We start from the raw sequence: 18,911 nt of genomic DNA on the forward strand, positions 1-18,911 counted from the left end.
AGCCGCTTCCGCCCTTACAGGCGCAGCGGCTTTGCATATCCGGTCATCTCCAGATAGCCCCGGCCCACGGGCTGTCCGCTGCCGTCCAGCAGGTCGGACAGCCCCTCCCAATAAATCGCGCCGCTGGACCCACTGCTGTCCAGCTCCTGGTTGTCCAACAGCGCGCGCACCTCAAACTGCCCTACCGGCGTCAGCACCCGCCACTGCACCGGGTAGCGCGCGCCGCTGTGCGGGCTGGCCCAGGTGCGCAGCGGGGTGAAGACCACGGCCTGCGCACCAAACACCTGCACGGGCTGCCCGGGGGCCCGCCACGACCCCCCGGCCCACAGCGCCGACCCATCCGCGCGCCGCAGGCGGAAGGCCGTCAATGCGCTGCCGTCGGCCAGGTTCATGCCGATCCAGTCCCAGCCCTGGGCCTCGGGGTGCATCAGTGCCTCGCTCCACTCGTGGTCCATCCACGCGCGGCCGGTGCCCGGCTCGACCGCCATGCGGCGGCCCGCCACTGTCAGGTGCCCGCTCACGGCCAGCTGCGGCTGGCTGTAGTAGTAGCTCGCCTGCGTCGCTTCCGGCCCCTTGCGCGACAGGCCTTGCTGGCCTTGCAGCAGCACGGGCTGCGTGCTGTCGAACTGCAGCTCTAGCCCCAGCTCGCTGCCGGTGATGCGCGTGGTGTAGCGGCTGCGCGGCGCCTCACCGGGAGTGCTGCCCGGCACATTACTGCGCTCCAGCGTCCAGTCCTGCAGCCGGATGCGCGTGTCCGCCTCGCTGGCCTGCGCCACGCCAAAACCCGCACGCGCAATGCGCTGGTCATGCCGCAGGCGCTGGCCTTTCACGTCGGTGATGGCTGCATGTGCAAACAACAGCTGCTTGGCCGCAAACGCCGACTGCAGGCCCTGCGTGGCGTCCACCCGCGACCGGAAAAACGTGAGCTGAAACCCCCACGGCTGGCCCTGCGCCTGCACATGGCCGGTGATGTACCACCACTCGGTGCGCAGCTCCGGGTGGCTGCCGTGGTCGCGCGGAAAGGCCAGCGTGCGCGCGGGCAGCGCCTGCGCCGCACCCGGCCAGAGCAGCGCGCCCAACCCGGCTGCCTGCAGGCTGGCCCCCATCAGCCACTGGCGGCGTGTGGAGCTGTGCATGGTGTGGGGATCGATGTACGGGATGGAATTACGGGACGGGGCAGGGCGCTCAGCCCATCAACGCATCCACCTTCTGCTGCGCCGCCGAACAGTCGCCAAACGTGCGGTCCACCCACTCGGTGTCGAAGTACGTGGGCAGATACCGCTCGCCCGCATCACACAGCAGCGACAGGATGGAGCCGCGCTCGCCCCGCTCACGCATCTCGCTGGCCAGCGTGAGCATGGCCACAAAGTTGGTGCCCGTGGACGGCCCCACACGCCGCCCCAGCAACTGCGACAGCGCGCGCATGGCCGCGATGGATTCGCAGTCCGCCACATCCACCATGCGGTCCACCAGCGTGCGGATAAAGCTTGGCTCCACCCGTGGCCGCCCAATGCCCTCGATGCGCGAGCCCGGCGCCGTGAGCTGCGCATCGCCCGTACGGTGGTAGGCGCTGAACACCGATCCCGCCGGGTCGGCCACACACACCTGCGTGGCATGGCGCTGGTAGCGCACATAGCGGCCAATGGTGGCGCTGGTGCCGCCCGTGCCCGCACCCACCACAATCCAGCGCGGCACCGGGTGCGGCTCGCGCGCCATCTGCGTGAACATGCTTTCGGCAATGTTGTTGTTGCCCCGCCAGTCGGTCGCCCGCTCGGCATAGGTGAACTGGTCCATGTAGTGGCCGCCCGTTTCCTCGGCAATCGCCCGGGCCGCGTCATACACCGCACCCGCGCTGTCCACAAAGTGGCAACGCCCGCCATGGAACTCGATTTGCGCAATTTTTTCGGGTGACGTGGTGCGCGGCATCACCGCCACAAACGGCAGCCCTAGCAGCCGCGCAAAGTAGGCTTCGCTCACTGCGGTGGAGCCGCTGGACGATTCGACGATGGTCGAGCCCTCATGCACCCAGCCATTGCACAGTGCATACAGAAACAGCGACCGTGCCAGCCTGTGCTTGAGGCTGCCTGTGGGGTGGGTGGATTCGTCCTTGAGGTACAAGTCAATGCCATGCACGGCAAAGGCAGGCAGGCGCAGTGGGATCAGGTGCGTGTCGGCGCTGCGCTGGTAGTCGGCTTCGATGCGGGCGATGGCTTCGTGGAGCCAGGGAGAAGCGGAGGGCTGTTTCTGCATGGGCTGCATTGTCGCAGCCCTCATCGGGTCACCAGGGTGGTCAAAGCCCGTAGAACGCCTGGTTGGCCTCTATGCGCTGGGCTTGTGCCTCAGGGTAGCGGCGTTCGGCCAGCAGCCGCTGCAGCGCGGCACGGCCCAGATCACGGTGGGGGGTGTAGAAGGCACTGACGGCCAGCTCGTCCAGTGCACGCCAGGCGTACACCTGTGTGTCCACAAAAAGAATGTCTGCGGGTTGCGCGATCTGCGACGCCTGCAGCGCAAACACCGTGGCGAGCGCATGTTCGCCACGTTCGCGGTGGTAGCGGGCCAGTTCGCACAGCGGTTCAGCCCGCTGGGGGCGGGCTGCGTAGGCGGCCAGATAGGCCTCGCGCACGGTGGAGGTGGGGGCCTGGTTGCGCTCGTGCAGCACGGCGATCTGGAACAGGGCGTACCAGCGCTCTTCTTCCCAGCCCCCCATGTCCACCCGGCGCTGGTACCACAACAAACTGGGCTCGATCTTCCCGGCATCGCGGCAGCTCTGGGCCAGGTAGAACACGTTGCGCGTGTTGGTGGGGTCGTCCCGCACGGCCTGCTCCAGCAAGGCCATGTCGCGCAGGTAAGTCTCCGGGTCGCGTGCACGGGCGCCATCATGGGAGACGTGAATGACCGGCCCCTGCAGCGTCTGCCAGGGGCCGTGCTGCTTGGCGGTCAGGTACTCGTGCAGCACGCCCTCCCAGTGCCAGCCGATGCGTGTGGCAATCAGGCTGTTGCGCTGGTATTCCCAGCCGTCCATGTGGCAGGTCAGGGTGTAGCCGTCGGCCGAGAGCGCGGGCCAGGAAAAGTCGGGCGGCACACGCAGTTGCTCGTCGGCATCAATGAAGAGCAGGTAGCCGCCATAGGGGCGTGCCAACTCCAGTGCTTCGTTGCGGTTGTGCGCAAAGTTTTTCCAGGGGCGCTCGAACAGCGTGCCGGGAACGTCGTGCATGAACTCGCGGACGATGTCCTGCGTGCCATCGGTGGAGCCCGTGTCCACGATGACCCAGTGGTCTATCCAGGGCTTGACCGAAGCGAGGCACCGGGTGATCACCGGGGCCTCGTTCTTGATGATCATGTTGAGCACGACGGGGGGCATGTGTCGCATAGGTCTTCAGCGTGGGCTTTAGAGGCGGGGAATCCGGACCCCGGCAGATTGCGCGCAGGCCGGTGTTGGCAGTCGGCGCGGTCCCCGCCAGTTGTCCTCTGGCGGGGGCGGTGTCTCCATCCTATCTGCAAGCAAGCAACCAGAAAGCTACGGATCGCATTGACTGGGGCCGGTTATGCCGGGGCCGGGCTCTTGAATCACTCGCAATGCACGGCGCTGATGGCGGTTCCTTCGATCGCGCTTCCCCCAGAGGTAAAGCCGCCAACGTTGGTTGTGCTCATCTGCAGCGCAATGTTGTCAGTGGGCAAGAGGGCCACCGCCGTGGTGCTGGTGCAGGTGGCAGCAGGTGTAGCGCCCACCGTGCAACTCAGACCCGTCGAGGCACCGTTCTTATAGAGCGTCACCGTCAGGGGAATCGTTGGCACGGCCGTGTAGTTTCTCACGTGCAGCTTTGTGGTGGTGCAGGTCGCAAAGGCTGGGGACGAGGCATTGGCGAACACCGTTGGGTCGATGGTGCAGGCCGACCCTGCAGTGAACGCACATCGCGAATAGTCAAAGTTGCCGCCAGACATGCCTCCGATGCCAAAAGGCACAAAAGCGGCCGAATCGGTCGTCGCTGGCATGATCGCCGCGGTGCCGAACAGGATGCCGCCGCCTCCGCCGCCTGCGGCCCCAGTGGCTCCGGTTGCCCCCGTTGGCCCTGTGGGGCCTGCAATCCCTTGAGTCCCTTGGATGCCCTGGGGGCCGGGCACCGTGCTATCGGCACCCGTTGGCCCGACAGGTCCTTGAATGCCCTGGATACCTTGAGGCCCCGTAGGCCCCTGCACGGTGCTGTCGGCGCCGGTGGCACCCGTTGCTCCGGTAGGCCCTGTGACGCCCGTTGCACCGGTAGCACCGGTGGCTCCTGTTGCGCCAGTGGCACCGGTGCCAGAAGCGCCAGTAGCCCCTGTGGCACCTGTTGGGCCTGTGACGCCGGTTGCGCCTGCAGCTCCCGCGACGCCCGTGACCCCAGTGGGGCCGGAAGCGCCTGTTGCGCCGGTCGGACCGGTAGGGCCTGTGGCACCCGTGGCGCCAGAGCCAATACCTGCCGCACAAGGGCCCAGGCGACCTGTGGCGCTATCAAAGCAGGTGAGGCTGGTGTTGGGTGTGGCACCACTCAGACCGGGTGCGCGCACCTCGCCACTGTCCTGCACGCGAAACCGTTCCTGGCCGCCGGGGCTCTTGACCACAAACCCACCACCGCTGGGTACCGTGAAGGACAAGTCCGCCGCCAGGGCCAGCGGCGTGTGCAGTGCATAGACAGCGCTCAGGGCGCAGATCAGACGCAGAGGGTGAAATGAGGTTTTCATGGTTTGAATGCGCTTTTTGCCCGCGTTGCTGAGGTTGTGATCGACTGGAAATCGGCTCAGGCTAGAAACTCAAAATCACTGGCATATAGCAAACGCTGTATGCGTGACTTGCGGGTCAGTAATGGCGAACTTGCAAACCCATGTGGTGGTGGATCCTGGATAGCTTGCGCCCAAGACATCGCCTTTCGACACTACATCGCCATCGGTGGTATTGCAGCCGCCAGTGACTATGGTTTTGCCTGCACCGCAGGTCGCGGTAACGTTGTACCAAGCGCCGACAAGCGTTTCAGCGGTAGACGTGTAGGTGGTCAGTGTCACTGTTCCTGCCCCCGTTGCTCCGGTTGCCCCCGTTGGCCCTGTGGGGCCTGCAATCCCTTGAGGCCCTTGGATGCCCTGTGGCCCTGGCACAGTGCTGTCTGCCCCAGTAGGCCCGACAGGTCCTTGGACTCCCTGAACGCCCTGAACACCTTGGGGGCCGGGCACCGTGCTGTCTGCGCCAGTGGCGCCTGTTACTCCGGTGGCCCCGGTAGAGCCAGTCGCCCCCGTAGCTCCGGTCGCACCTGTTGCGCCAGTGGCACCTGTGCCAGAGGCGCCAGTCGCTCCGGTGGCACCTGCGGGGCCTGTAGCGCCCATCGCGCCCGTGGCTCCGGCCGCGCCGGTGACCCCCGTGGGTCCGGCATTGCCTGTGGGTCCGGTAGCCCCGGTAGGGCCTGTCGCACCGGTGGCGCCAGAGCCAATACCTGCCGCACAAGGCCCGAGGCGCCCGGCGCCATCAAAGCAGGTGAGGTTGTTGGCGGTGGGGGCACCGTTCAGGCCGGGGACGGTGACCTCGCCAGTGCCCTGCACACGAAACCGTTCCTGGGCACCGCCCGGGCTCTTGATCACAAAACCGCCGCCGCTGGGCGGGGTGAAGCTGAGATCGGCAGCCAAGACCAGGGGGGTGTGCAGTGCGTAGGCGGCTCCCAGCACAGCGAACAGGTAGCGTGGTTGGTACTTGGGCTTCATGGTGGTGTGCTGGGCTTGTTGAGGATATGGCTTCTGGATGAAGCTCTGGGAAGAGTGGCGGGACAATGCCAAGTCAGGCATCACCCCGTGATGCAAGCCGCTGCTTGTCGGCAACCGCGAAGGCGAACCGAGTCGTGATGAAGCCGACGGCCCCACACCGGTGGGTTGCAGGGCTCGTCACAAGACATTCCATCCCGTGCGTTGGACGGGGCATGTGCGTTGTTGCATCCATGCCCCGTGTGCGTTACGCGGTGGGGAAGGTCCTCAACTACTGGCAGATGGCGTAGGCCGTGGCTTCAGCCGGGTTTGCGAAAACACTGTACTCACAGGTCCATTGGTCGGCTGCAGCTGGGTAGCCCCCCCCAAAGTAGTGATCAGCGGCGTTTAACGTCATACGACATCCCCCACTGACCACCGTTTTTCCTGCCGTGCACGTTGCAGTCACCGAAACCGCACCAGCATTAGCGAGCCAGGAGCCATTGGCGGTGACCGTAGTCAGCGTCAGTGGTCCAGCAACCCCTGTGGCGCCCGTAGCGCCGGTTGGCCCTGTGGCACCAGTCGCGCCGGGGTTACCCTGTGGCCCGGGCACGGTGCTGTCGGCACCGGTAGCGCCGGTAGGCCCAGGAATGCCCTGGATACCTTGAGGCCCCGTAGGCCCCTGCACGGTGCTGTCGGCACCGGTGGCACCCGTTGGCCCGGTGGCCCCAGTAGCACCCGTTGCGCCGGTAGCGCCAGTGGCCCCGGTGGCTCCTGTTGCGCCAGTGGCACCGGTGCCAGAAGCGCCAGTAGCCCCTGTGGCACCGGTTGGGCCTGTGACGCCGGTTGCGCCTGTAGCTCCTGCGGCGCCAGTGACCCCGGTGGGGCCGGATGCACCCGTTGCACCGGTCGCCCCGGTGGGGCCTGTGGCACCCGTGGCGCCAGAGCCAATACCTGCCGCACAAGGCCCTAAGCGCCCGGCGCCATCAAAGCAGGTGAGGTTGTTGGCGGTGGGGGCACCGTTCAGGCCGGGGACGGTAACCTCGCCAGTGCCCTGCACACGAAACCGTTCCTGGGCACCGCCCGGGCTCTTGATCACAAAACCGCCGCCGCTGGGCGGGGTGAAGCTGATATCGGCAGCCAGGGCCAGGGGCGTGTGCAGCGCATAGACAGCACTCAGGGCGCAGATCAGACGCAGAGGATGAAACGATGACTTCATGGATGAAAACTCCTGGTTCCGGCAGTTTCAGATGCGTCGATTGCCCGTTGCGCCTGGGACACGGCGTTGGTGCCACAAGGCTGCCAAGCCCATCAACAATGCCATCAGCATGAGGCCGTATTCGCTCAAAGTTGGAATGTTGGTGGCTGCTGCCGCGCCGCCGATTTGCACGCCGCCATTGACAGTGGCGTTGTTGCGGGTGACCGTTGCGCCGGGGCCCAGGTTGATGACGGCAGTGCCGCCGCCCGAGGACACCAGCTGGATGTTTTGTCCGGGCGCGCCTTGCAGCGTCAGGGTGCCCAGCACGGTGATGTTGGCGCCTGCGGGGATGACAAAGGTGCGGCCCGTGGTGCTGGACAGGGTCAGGTTCTGGAACACGAAATTGCCACTGATCTGGCTGGTGTTGCCGATGCAGCCGTCGCGCAGCACCACTGTGTTGTTGCCGGTGTCGATGGGGCCTGTGGCGGAGAGATTGCCACCCACCGAGATGATCCCGTTGCTGCCGGAGACGATGGCACTGGAGCCGAAGGTAACGTCGCTGTCTACACTCAGCGTGCCGCCGATGTTGAGCGTGCCTTGCATATCCACGGTGCTACAGCTCAAATCAACGATGGAGCCACTTGGAGCGTCCAGCGAGGCGCCGGGTGGAATGACAATTTGCGCTGCCGCAGGGGCGCACAAGCACAAGGCCATGGCACAACCGGCCAAAAGGCGTGAAATCTTTCGTTGCATTGGATTTTCCCTCGTTGATCAGGCAAACGCTGCACCACAGTGAGGCGCGTTTCGGGCGGATGCCTGCGGCCTGTGTGCGGGTTACAGCGCGATGATTTTTGTAGCGTGTTTACTATCTTCGTGAAAGAGTTTGCAATTTGCAAACAAAATTTGGTCGGTGTGACGTGTCTGCACCAATTTGTTGCATGGGCCTGGTGGGCCGTTGCAGGGCTGTGTTCCGCTGGCTACCAGTCTTCCTTCACAGCCATCACCGCATCCCGCCCCGCCGCAGCCCGCCCTGCAAGCCACGCCGTGACGGTGCCCGATGCGACCACGGCCACGCACAAGACCAGCAGCCGCCCGGTAGGCAGGCTGAGGTCCATGGTCCAGTGAAAGCTCTGCGGGTTGACCACGTGCACCAGTACCACCGATACGCCCAGGCCCAGCAGCAAGCCTGCGGCCGCGCCCACGCCCGTCCAGGCGGCGCCTTCGCCGGCCACCACAGCCAGGATCTGGCGCCGCGTGAGGCCCAGGTGGGCGAGCAGGCCGAACTCCTTGCGGCGCGCGAGGATTTGGGCGCTGAAGCTGGCGGCCACACCAAACAGGCCGATGCCGATGGCCACGGCCTGTAGCCAGTAGGTGACGGCAAAGCTGCGGTCGAAGATGCGCAGCGACCGTTCACGGATAGCGCCTGCGGAGACGAACTCCACCAGGGCCCCGTCCACCGCGCTGGCGCTCTCCCGGGCCGTGGGCACACGGCCCGCCTGCGCGGCTGCCACTGCGCGGATCGAATCCTGCAACGCTGCGATGTCTGCTCCCTCGGCGGGCCACAGCGCCAGATCGCTGGTGCGGGCATCGCCGGTCAGGCGCAGCCATACGGTGCGGTCCATGGCCACGGCGCCCGACTGCCGGGCGTAGTCGCGCCATACGCCTGCTATATAAAAGATAGCTTGTTGCGCTTGTCTATCAAGCGCCAGGGGGCTAAAAGCATCAGAAAGTGCAGGCCACTCCATACCAGGGCGTAGCCCATACAGGTCCACCACCGCCTCGCTGATGTAGACGCCAGTGCGCCCCGCGGGCACGCGCAGGGCCTCGCCCACCAGTGGCAGACTTTGCGCCGGATCGTTACCCAGCGGGCGGCTGATGACCGTGAGCGCGGGGCGCGTCGCATCCAGCTGCAGCGGGCTCGCGCGCAGGGCTTGCACACGCGCCAGTCCAGGTAATTGCGCGACGGATTCGGCGAAGCCCGCAGGCAGCAGTGCAGCCTCGCTGCCCGGCACACCCAGGGCCGAGCGCACATACAGGGGCGATGGCAGCACTGCGTCCAGCCACTGCGTGACCGAGCCGCGAAAGCTCGACACCATCACCGTCAGTGCGACGGCCAGGCTCAGGCTGGCCACCACGCCGCCCACTGCGATAGCTGCCGTGCCACGCATGCGCTGCGCGCGCTCCAGTGCCAGCAGCGCCAGGGTGTGGCGTGCGGCCAGCGGCTGCAGGTGGTGCAACAGCCAGGCCATGGCCCAGGGCAGTACGACAATGCCGCCCACCAGCAACAGGCCGATGGCCAGGTACGCGGCAAGTGGTATGCCAAAAATGGGCGGAGCGCTCGTCAGTACAGCGCCAATAGCTATCAAAATAATACCTATCCAGCCTTTGCCCGCCTGGCTGGACACGGTGCCCAGGCCTTTCAAGGTTTGCGCGGGCGGCAGTGTCTGCGCGGCGCGCGCGGGCCACCAGCCCCCCACCAGTGCAGCCAGCACACCCAGTGCGCCATAGGCCAGGGCTGCTGGCGCGCTCCACTGCAGAGCCGGCTGCACCCCCGCAAAGTAGCCACCGCCAAGGTCCCCACCCAGCAGGCGCAGCGCGGCGGCGGCCAGGGTCGTGCCCAGGGCAATGCCGGCGGCGCTGCCCACCAGGCCCAGCACGGCGGATTCGGCCAGCACCAGCGCCAGGCGCTGGCGCGGTGTCGCGCCCAGCACGGCCAGCAGCGCAAACTGCGGCGCACGCTGCGCCACGCTGAGCGCCAGCACCGAGAACACCAGAAATGCGCCCGTGAACAAGGCCACCAGCGCCAGCACCGTGAGGTTCACGCGGTAGGCGCGCGACAGATTGCTGATGCGCTGCGCCGCGTCGCCCGGCTGCGCAAACACCACCTGCGACGGCCAGCCGGGCAGCGCGCGCACGGCTTGCTCCCACGCGCTGCGGTCGGTGCCCGGCTGCAGCTGCAGGTCGATGCGGCTGAGCTGGCCCGCGCGGCCGAACAGATCCTGCGCCGCACCGATGTCCATCACCGCCAGGGGTGCGCCCCCGGCGGCCACCGTGCCCGCCGCCTGCACCGGCCATTGCTGCAGCCCGGCCTGCAGAAGGAGTTGCGGTGCCGGTTCAGTCGATGAGGTGGGCGTGGTGGGCAGACCCAGTGCCTGCAACGCCGCCGCATTGAGGAACACGGTGGCCGGTGCGAAGAGGGCCAGCCGGTCAGCGCCCGCCCAAGGCCGTGGCATAAGCGCGGGCGCCATGGTGGGCAGCAGCAGGGCGTCCACGCCCAGCACGCGCAGCGGGGCGCTGGTGGGGGAGGGCACGCTTGCAGCACCTGGCTGTGGCCGCAGGGCTCGCGCCACGGCCGACAGCTCCAGCAGCGGGCTGGCGCGCGCCACCTGGGGGTGCGTGGCAAGCTGCCCATACAACGCCTCGGGCAGATCGCCCTGCATGGCGCGCAATTCCAGGTCGGGCTGACCGTTGACGGCGCGCACCGCCTGCGAAAACTCGTCCAGCGCCGACGCATTGATCACATGCACCGCAAACGCCAGCGCCACGCCCAGCATCACCGCCGCCACCGCTGCAGCGCTGCGCCAGGGGTGGTGGCGCAGGTCCTGCCAGGAGAAGGTGCGGAGCAATGCAAGCATGGCCTGCATTGTGGCCGCAGGGGCTGGTCCCAGCAGCGTTTGATGCAGGTCAACCTTGCGTTTTGCATCCTCTTGAAGTGCCGAAAGGCTGCGCCTATCTTGGAGCCAGAAGGTGTGAATGAGCCCCGCGTGCCCGAGCAGGCTGCCAAAACGTTTCCGATCTAGGCGCAAAGCGCAGCCATAGCTCGGGCCATGGCGAGCATTTGCCACAACGAGCGGGAGCGTTTTGGCGGGATGTGAGGGCATGTGGGGTTCGTTCACACCTTCTCAGGGGCCCGCCCTCCTGCGCAGGCCCAGTTGTTTGTCTCAACCCCTTTTCAGGAGCAAAACCATGAACTCTCTTGTGACACGCGGCAGTCTGTTTGACGACTTCTTCAAGGACATTGCACCGGGCTTTTACGTGCGCCCGCTGCACGGCGACAACCTGCCCAGCCCCGGCCAGATCAAGGTGGACGTGAAGGAAACCGAGGACGGCTACACCGTGTTGGCCGAAGTGCCCGGCGTGGCCAAGGAAGACATCCATGTCTCGCTCGAAGGCAATGTGGTCAGCCTGCGCGCCGAGGTGCGCCAGCACGATGAAAAGCGCGAAGGCGAGAAGGTGCTGCGCTCGGAGCGCTACTACGGCGCGGTGGCCCGCAGCTTCCAGTTGCCCGCCGATGTGGACGCTGCACAAGCCAAGGCCAAATACGACAACGGTGTGCTGACGCTGAACCTGCCCAAGAAGGTGAACAAGGCGGCGCAGCGGTTGAACATCGAGTAACTCCATCGGACTTGCGCGAAAAAATGCAATCCACCGCCCCTCCCAGGGCGAGTGGGTTGGTTGATTCCGTGGGCGCAAGACGAACCTCAACCGGCGGTTGGGTCGCCCGCCAACGGCCTGCCGCATGCAGATCCATGGGGCTGCGTGGCCGGGATCTCTGTGGCCCGTGGAGCGTCGGATGGCCGTCCGGAGCGCCGCCGGATGGCGCTCCCCAATAGATGTTGAACCACTTCTTAAGCCTGCCCACAGCCAGTGCATGCGACCATGTCGGCCATGGCACCCGAACCGTGGTGCGTTTCAGGGAGGCGATCAAATGGTTTGCAGTGATGGAGTCCTTGCCCCGGTACGCCGCCTTGCGTGGCAAGCCCTTGCTGCCGGGGCGCTGTGGATAGCGTTTGCCGGGCACGCTGCAACCACACCCGCTGTGCCTGCCCCTCAACCCCGTTTCGACTGGTCGGGCCCTGCGGACGCCATGGCGGCTGCAGCGCTGGGCCCGTTGCGCGGCGCGGCTGAGGTGGGCGTGTGGCACGGGGGGCGGGCGCATTTCGGCACAGCCCGCAACCGCACGGCGGATGCACCCGCGCAGGCTCTGTTTGAAGTGGGCTCGATCAGCAAGGTGTTTACCGGCCTGCTGCTGGCGCAGGCCGTAGAGCGCGGCGATCTGGCGCTGGACGACACGTTGGGCCGGCTGCTCAATGGCTCATCCGCACTGGCTCCCGCCTTGCCCGCCCCGGTGGCCGCCATCACATTGCGCCAACTCGTGACCCACACCTCCTGCCTGCCACGCTTGCCGGCGGACTTCCGCCACAATTCCGATCCCGCCAATCCTTATCTGCGCTACGACCGCCCCCGCCTTTGGCAAGCCCTGGCCGATGCACGGCTGACCCAGTCGCCGCCGTGCGCTGGCGCATACAGCAACTTCGGTTTTGCGGTGCTGGGCGAGCTGCTGGCCCAGCGCTACGGCAAACCCTGGGCGGTGCTGGTGCACGAGCGCATCACCGGCCCGCTGGGCATGCAGGACACGGTGCAGTCGCTGGGCGACAAGGCACCCCGCCTTGCTGCACCGCACGAGGGCGAGACGCGGGTGTCGGTGTGGGAGTTTGATGCCTTTGCCGGTGCGGGCGCCTTGCGCTCGACCACGGCCGACATGCTGGTGCTCAGCCGCGCGCTGCTGGCGGGCGCGCAAGGGCCCTTGGGCCCAGCGGCCGAGCGCCTGTTCACACCGCTTGCGGACCACGACGGTGGCCAGATCGGCTACGCCATCATGCTGCGCGAGCGCGATGGGGTGCGCACCTGGCTGCATGGCGGCGGTACCGGGGGTTTTCGCAGCGTGTGGTTGCTGGCGCCCGACAGGGGTGAGGCGGTGATCGCCTTGGTGGGCAACGCGCGTGCCGCACAGCAGGATGTGATGACGCCACTGTTGAAGCAGCGTTACCCCGTGCCGCCCGGTCAGCCCGCCACCGATGCGACCGTGCTTACCCCGTACGAAGGGGTGTACCGCGTATCTCCTGCCGTCGCCCTGAGCCTTGCCATGGTGGATGGGCAACTGCAAGCCCGCCCCACGGGTGGGGTGTTTGAGCCGCTGCAGGTGCTGGGGCCGGATGCGTTCACGCAGCCAGCCACCGGCCGCCAGTTCCGCTTGGAGCGCAATACGGAAGGCCGACCCACAGTGCTTCACTACACACGCTTTGGGGCACGCCTGACAGCAATCCGGTCCGAAGAGCCGGTGCTTGGCCTGGTACCACCCCAGGCCCAGGGTGTGCTGGCCCCTTACCTGGGCCGCTACCGGCTGCGGGGCGGCAATGTGCTGGATGTGCAGGCTGAAGACGGTCGTCTGCAGGTGCGCCTGGGCTCGCAGCCGCGCTTCACGGTCTATCCGCTGCCGGGGCAGCCAGACCGGTTTGCGTATGACGCGGTACGGGCCGAGCTGGAGTTTGAGCGCTATCCCAGCGGCGAGGTGCGTGCCGTGGTGCTGCACCAGAACGGGCGCTTCCGGGCGCCCCGCCTGGAGCCCTGAACAGGCAGGCCTCTCAGTCAGCCGCCCGCGCTGATGCCGTCGCTGCGCAGCCGCAGCACCCGGTCGGCCCGGGCTGCCGCCGCGTCGGAGTGCGTGACCAGCACCAGCGACGCCCCATGCCCGCGTGTCTGCGCCAGCAGCAGGTCCATCACGCGAGCGGCGGTGGTGGGGTCGAGGTTGCCGGTGGGTTCGTCGGCCAGCAGCAGGGCGGGGCGGTGCACGAGGGCACGGGCAATCGCCACGCGCTGCAGCTGCCCCCCGCTGAGCTGCTGCGGCAGCCGCGCGCCCAGGTCGGCCATGTCTACGGCGTCCAGCATCTGCTGTACGCGCGTCGGGTCTTTCTGGCCCAGCAGCATCAGCGGCAGGGCCACGTTCTGCGCTACGTCCAGGTGCGGCAGCACATGAAAGGCCTGGAAGACAAAACCCACATGGGCGCGGCGCCACAGGGCGCGCTCTGTGTCGCTTAGTTGGCCCAGGTCGGTGGCGCCGTGCGTGATGCGGCCGGTGTCCCAGGTGTCGAGCCCCGCCAGGCAGTTGAGCAGGGTGGACTTGCCCACGCCCGAATCGCCCACGATGGCCACGAACTCGCCCGGCTCGACAGTGAAGTTCACGTGCGAGAACACCGGCGTTTCACCGTAGTGTTTGCCCAGTTGTTCAGCGCGCAGCAGTGTCATGGGGTGGCGGGTTCTTGTCCGCCCGGCTGCTGCAGCAGCCGCTGCAGCACGGCCTGCACGAGCTGGGCGACGGCGTGGGGTTGGTCGCAGGCGATGGTGTGGCGCTCGTGCATGCTGCGCAGCCAGGTGATCTGGCGCTTGGCCAGCTGGCGTGTGGCCGCAATGCCGCGCTCGCGCAAAAAGGCGAGGTTCAGCGGCGCGTCGGGGCCCTTGGCCGCCTGGAAGTCCAGCTCTTCCCACGCCTGGCGGTAGCCCACGCAGCGCATGGAGGGCAGGTCCGGGTGCAGGTCGCCGCGCGCGCGCAGGGCCCGCACTTCGTCGATGAAGCCGCTGGCCAGCATGGCGTCAAAACGCTGGGCAATGCGGCCGTGCAGCCAGGCGCGGTCGTCAGGTTCTAAGGAAAACAAGGCTCTAGCGCTTATCCCATAAGCGCTACCAGCTATCTTTTTAGTAGTGTGAAAGCTCGACAGGGGTTGACCGGATACGTGCCACACCTCCAGCGCGCGCTGAATGCGCTGGCTGTCGGCCGGGGCCAGGCGTGCGGCCGTCACGGGGTCTACGCGGGCCAGCTCGGCATGCAGTGCGGGCCAGCCCTGCTCGGCGGCCTGGGCTTCGATCTGTGCGCGCACGGCAGGGTCTGCGGCGGGCATGTCGTCAATGCCGTCAAACAGCGCCTTGAAGTACAGCATGGTGCCGCCCACCAGCAGCGGCAGGGCGCCGCGCGCACGGATCTCGGCGATGAGCCGCGTGGCGTCCTGCACGAACTCGGCCGCGCTGTAGGCCTGCAGCGGGTCGCGGATGTCGATAAGGTGGTGCGGCACGGCAGCAAGCTCGTCGGGCGTGGGCTTGGCGGTGCCGATGTCCATGCCCCGGTAAACGAGGGCCGAGTCCACGCTGATGATCTCCACCGGCGTGCCCTGCTTGCCCAGCACAGCCGCCAGCGCGAGGGCACCCGCCGTCTTGCCCGAGGCTGTGGGGCCTGCCAGTGCGATGGCGGGCAGAGCGGCGTGCAGCAGGGGCTCAGGCATGCTCACGCGGCGCTCCAAATTTTTGCACCAGCGTCCACGAGATCAGGGCCAGCACCACCGACCAGAACCAGATGCCGTTGACCAGCGGCCACACCGTGCCGTCCAGCCGCATGCCCAGCCAGCCGCCGATTCCGAACGCGGCGAGCATCATCATGAAACCATTGAGTGCGGACGCCACGCCAGCCGCTTTGGGGAAGGGCCCCACCGCACCGCTTTGCCCGCAGGGCTGGTGGATGCCGTGGCCCAGCATGAACAGGTAAAAGGGCAGCAGCAGCGCCCACGGCTGGTGCCAGCCCATGAAGGCCACGGCCGCCATCAGCGTACCGCCGCTCGCGCTCAGCGCACCAGCAATGGCCACGGTGCGCAGCAGGCCCTGGCGTACCAGCAGGCGCCGGCACAGGAAAGTGCCCGCGAGGTACGCCACGCAGGCCGACGCCATCGTCCACCCGAACTGCGTGCGCGTGAGACCCAGCACGTCGATGAAGACAAACGAGGACGCGGCCAGAAAGGTGAACAGCCCGCCATAGGTGGCTGTGGTCTGCAGCGAGAACGCCCAGAATGTGGGGCTGCGCAACACATGCATCCAGGTGCCGACCAGGGCGCGGGGCTGCAGGGCTTTGGGGTTGCGGTGCGCCAGGGTCTCGGGCAAGCGCAGCGCCACCAGTGCCAGCGTGGCCACGGCATACACCGTGAGCGCCATCAGCGCCGCGCGCCAGCCCAGCCACTCGCTCAGCACCCCACCCAGTGGTGCGCAGATGCAGGCCACAATCCCGAGCCCGGTGAGTGCCTTGGACATGGCGCGCGCGCCATCGAGCGGGGTGTACAGGTCGCGCACGATGGCCCGGGCACACATCACCACCGCGCCCATGGCGGCACCCTGGGCAATGCGCCACACGATGAGCAGTGTCATGGTGGGCGCAAAGGCGCTACCCAGCGAGGCTACGGTGTAGATGCCCAGCCCCGCCAGAAGGATGGGGCGGCGGCCAAAGCGGTCTGACAACGGCCCCCACACCATTTGCGAGCAGCCAAACGCCAGCAGCAGCCCGCTGAGCGTGAGCTGTGCCGCGGCCATCTGAGCGCCCAGGCTGCGCGTGAGGGCGGGCAATGCGGGCAGGTACAGGTCAGTGGTGACGGGCTGAATGGAGAGCAGCATGGCCAGCACCAGGATGGCCATGCCTGGGTTGATGGAGGCAGGGGGAGCAGCGCCAGCAGCTGCGGTAGAGGGAGCGGACATAACCGCTGGAGCGTACCAGACAGGGCCTTCGATACCGGCGCGGCCCAGGCCAGGGCAGCCGAGCAAGGGCCGCCCCGCAGCGAGGGCTGCGTCCCCCTGCCCACAGCGCGCAGCGCTGCGAGAGCGGGGGGAAGGCGCGCAGCGCCTCAGGGGGGTGTCTCTACCTCAGCTTGAACAGCGATGCCATGGCTTGCCGATACGCTGGTTGCCCTACCGAGTTGGTGTTGTGGTGCGACCCGCCTTCCACCAGCACAAACTGCTTGGGCTCCTGCGCCGCCTCGAAGAGCTTGCGGCCCAGGGCGGGCTGGATCAGGCTGTCCTGGCTGCCATGCACCACCAGCAGGGGCGAGCCGATCTCGGCCACCTTGCGGACGGATTCAAAACGCTGCGTGATCAGGCCCGACACCGGCAACCAGCCCCATTTGAAGGTGCTGACCACATCGGGGATGCTGGTGAACGTGCCTTCCACCATGGTGCCCTGTTCGTCGGACACCTGGCGGGCCAGGTCGATGGCAATGGCGCCGCCCAGCGAGTGGCCGAAGATGTAGCGGGGCTTGCCCGGTTGCTGCTGGGCCAGCCAGTCCCACGCGGCGCGGGCATCTTCGCTGGCGGTCGCCTCGGACGGCAGCCCGGCGCTGCTTTGGCCGAAGCCCCGGTAGTCGATGGCCAGCACCGAAAAGCCCAGCTCCTGCATGCGCCGGATGCGGCCCGACGAGCCCGCCACGTTCCAGCGTGCACCGTGCAAATAGAGCAGCACGGGCGCATCGGCGCGCTCATGGGCCAGCCACAGGCCATGCAGGCGCTCGGCCTTGCCGCTGGCGTCGGACTGGAAGTCGATCCAGACATCCTGCATGTCCGCCGTGGACTGTGCACCGCCCCAGCTGCGGTCGCTGGGCTGGAAGATCCATTCGCGCTGCTTGGCGTCGAGGGTGGCGCAGCCCGCCGTCACGGCGATGGCCAAGGTCAGGGTAACCAGGAGGGGGGTGCGCTTCATGGTGGAGACAGACTCGGCTTCGCGTCAGAAAGTTCTGACCGGCGAAGCAGGGTTTGTGCCCGTTTCCTGCAAATGGAGCGAAATGGCGGGCAACGCGCCTTCTTGTCCCATCTTCGGTTGCCTTGCCTTTGGAACCGGGGTTACACCACGCCCTGCGCCAGCATGGCGTCGGCCACCTTCACAAAACCGGCGATGTTGGCGCCGTCCACATAGCTCACGGTGCCATCGCTGCGTTTGCCATAGTGCAGGCAGGCAGCGTGGATGCCCTGCATGATCTGCAGCAGGCGCGCATCCACCTCTTCGCGCGGCCAGGACAGGCGCGCGGCGTTCTGGCTCATCTCCAGACCCGATGTGGCCACGCCGCCTGCGTTGCTGGCCTTGCCCGGGGCGTAGAGCACGCCTGCAGCCTCAAACGCCTTGGCTGCGTCGATGGTCGACGGCATGTTGGCGCCCTCGGCCACGCAGACCACGCCGTTCTTGATCAGCACCGCCGCGTCGTTCGCGTCCAGCTCATTCTGGGTGGCGCAGGGCAGGGCCACATCCACTGGTACATGCCAAGGGCGTACCCCGGCTTCAAAGGTGGCGCCGGTGCGGGCTGCGTAGTCGCTCACGCGGCCATACAGATGGTTCTTCACTTCCATGAGTTCGGCCAGCTTGGCAGGGGTGAAGCCGTCTTCGTCCACGATGGTGCCGCTCGAATCCGAGACCGTGACGACCTTGGCACCCAGTTCCATGGCCTTTTCGACGGCGTATTGCGCGACGTTGCCCGAACCGGAGACCGACACACGCAAGCCGTCGAGCGAGCGGCCTTTGGACTTGAGCATTTCCTGCGCAAAGTACACCGTGCCGTAGCCCGTGGCTTCGGGGCGCACCAGCGAGCCGCCAAACGACAGCCCCTTGCCGGTGAACACGCAGTCGGCCCGGTTGCTGAGCTTTTTCATCATGCCGGCCATGAAGCCCACCTCGCGGCCGCCCACGCCGATGTCGCCCGCTGGCACGTCCGTGTCGGCACCCACGTGGCGGAACAGCTCGGACACAAAGGCCTGGCAAAAGCGCATGACTTCTCCCGGGCTCTTGCCCTTGGGGTCAAAGTCGCTGCCGCCCTTGCCGCCGCCCATGGGCAGGGTGGTCAGAGCGTTCTTGAAGGTCTGCTCAAACGCCAGAAACTTCAGCACCGAGAGGTTGACCGACGGATGGAACCGGATGCCACCCTTGTACGGGCCAATGGCCATGCTGTGCTGAATGCGGTAGCCCCGGTTGACCTGCACGCTGCCGTGGTCGTCCACCCACGACACGCGGAACATGACGATGCGCTCGGGCTCCACCAGGCGCTCCAGCAGGCCGTGCTCGGCGTAGCGGGGGTGTTCTTCAATGAAGGGCCACAGGCTTTCCATCACCTCGGTGACAGCTTGCAGAAACTCGGGCTGTCCTGGGTTGCGAAGGGCGACGTGTGAGAGGAAGCTGCCTGCGGACGCGTGTTTCATATTTCAAAAAACTTTCTGAAGATCAAGGGGCGGTGGCACGCCATGGCGCGCTGCAACATCGAATTATGTCTAAAAGTTATACGTTTATGCGCATGACTCTGCACAATGGTGGGGAATGTGGCAGGGTGATTGCCACTTTTTGGTGCGTTTGGATGGTGCGGTGAAGCTGTCATCCATTCGCAAAACG

General features: G+C 66.8%; 14 protein-coding genes. 2 read left to right on the forward strand and 12 right to left on the reverse strand.

Annotated elements, in window-relative coordinates; all coding sequences use genetic code 11:
• Positions 1-14: 14 nt before the first annotated feature.
• The 7 genes from KW832_RS15555 to KW832_RS15590 form a co-directional block, all read right to left on the reverse strand.
• Positions 15-1,136, reverse strand: coding sequence for a lipocalin-like domain-containing protein (locus KW832_RS15555; protein WP_218300600.1), 1,122 nt, complete (start codon positions 1,134-1,136; stop codon positions 15-17).
• A 49-nt stretch (positions 1,137-1,185) separates the two neighbouring features.
• Entirely contained in the window at positions 1,186-2,259 is a 1,074-nt protein-coding gene (locus KW832_RS15560) for a PLP-dependent cysteine synthase family protein (RefSeq protein ID WP_218300684.1), read from the reverse strand.
• 31 nt (positions 2,260-2,290) lie between these two features.
• Positions 2,291-3,361, reverse strand: a complete 1,071-nt coding sequence (locus KW832_RS15565) for a glycosyltransferase (protein WP_218300685.1) — start codon at positions 3,359-3,361, stop codon at positions 2,291-2,293.
• A 206-nt stretch (positions 3,362-3,567) separates the two neighbouring features.
• Positions 3,568-4,719: a collagen-like protein gene (locus KW832_RS25815; protein ID WP_304505081.1), complete on the reverse strand. Its 1,152-nt coding sequence runs from the start codon at positions 4,717-4,719 to the stop codon at positions 3,568-3,570.
• 1,273 nt (positions 4,720-5,992) lie between these two features.
• Positions 5,993-6,919, reverse strand: coding sequence for a collagen-like protein (locus KW832_RS25820; protein ID WP_218300601.1), 927 nt, complete (start codon positions 6,917-6,919; stop codon positions 5,993-5,995).
• 27 nt (positions 6,920-6,946) lie between these two features.
• Positions 6,947-7,501 (reverse strand): IPTL-CTERM sorting domain-containing protein, encoded by a 555-nt coding sequence (locus KW832_RS15585; protein WP_255577784.1) that lies wholly within the window; start codon positions 7,499-7,501, stop codon positions 6,947-6,949.
• Positions 7,502-7,875: 374 nt separating this feature from the next.
• Positions 7,876-10,542, reverse strand: a complete 2,667-nt coding sequence (locus KW832_RS15590; protein ID WP_218300603.1) for an ABC transporter permease — start codon at positions 10,540-10,542, stop codon at positions 7,876-7,878.
• 322 nt (positions 10,543-10,864) lie between these two features.
• Between KW832_RS15590 and KW832_RS15595 the strand changes: the two genes are divergently transcribed.
• Positions 10,865-11,293 (forward strand): Hsp20/alpha crystallin family protein, encoded by a 429-nt coding sequence (locus KW832_RS15595; protein ID WP_055393269.1) that lies wholly within the window; start codon positions 10,865-10,867, stop codon positions 11,291-11,293.
• 424 nt (positions 11,294-11,717) lie between these two features.
• Entirely contained in the window at positions 11,718-13,310 is a 1,593-nt protein-coding gene (locus tag KW832_RS15600; RefSeq protein WP_218300604.1) for a serine hydrolase, read from the forward strand.
• Positions 13,311-13,327: 17 nt separating this feature from the next.
• On the opposite strand, the gene KW832_RS15605 is transcribed toward KW832_RS15600, so the two are convergent.
• The 5 genes from KW832_RS15605 to gdhA all read right to left on the reverse strand — a co-directional run bounded on the left by KW832_RS15605 (position 13,328) and on the right by gdhA (position 18,724).
• Positions 13,328-13,984 (reverse strand): ABC transporter ATP-binding protein, encoded by a 657-nt coding sequence (locus KW832_RS15605; protein ID WP_218300605.1) that lies wholly within the window; start codon positions 13,982-13,984, stop codon positions 13,328-13,330.
• The gene (gene miaA / locus KW832_RS15610; RefSeq protein ID WP_218300606.1) at positions 13,981-15,012 is read right to left on the reverse strand and encodes a tRNA (adenosine(37)-N6)-dimethylallyltransferase MiaA; all 1,032 of its coding nucleotides are present in this window, start codon (positions 15,010-15,012) and stop codon (positions 13,981-13,983) included. The genes KW832_RS15605 and miaA overlap by 4 nt, the downstream gene beginning before the upstream one ends.
• Positions 15,005-16,246: a multidrug effflux MFS transporter gene (locus KW832_RS15615; RefSeq protein WP_218300607.1), complete on the reverse strand. Its 1,242-nt coding sequence runs from the start codon at positions 16,244-16,246 to the stop codon at positions 15,005-15,007. The genes miaA and KW832_RS15615 overlap by 8 nt, the downstream gene beginning before the upstream one ends.
• 160 nt (positions 16,247-16,406) lie before the next feature.
• Positions 16,407-17,240 (reverse strand): alpha/beta hydrolase, encoded by an 834-nt coding sequence (locus KW832_RS15620; RefSeq protein ID WP_218300608.1) that lies wholly within the window; start codon positions 17,238-17,240, stop codon positions 16,407-16,409.
• Positions 17,241-17,380: 140 nt separating this feature from the next.
• Positions 17,381-18,724, reverse strand: coding sequence for an NADP-specific glutamate dehydrogenase (gdhA, locus tag KW832_RS15625; protein WP_055393279.1), 1,344 nt, complete (start codon positions 18,722-18,724; stop codon positions 17,381-17,383).
• Positions 18,725-18,911: the final 187 nt, after the last annotated feature.

Origin of the sequence: Acidovorax sp. sif0632 (genome assembly GCF_019218805.1) — a bacterium.
Taxonomy (GTDB): Bacteria; Pseudomonadota; Gammaproteobacteria; order Burkholderiales; family Burkholderiaceae_C; genus Acidovorax; species Acidovorax facilis.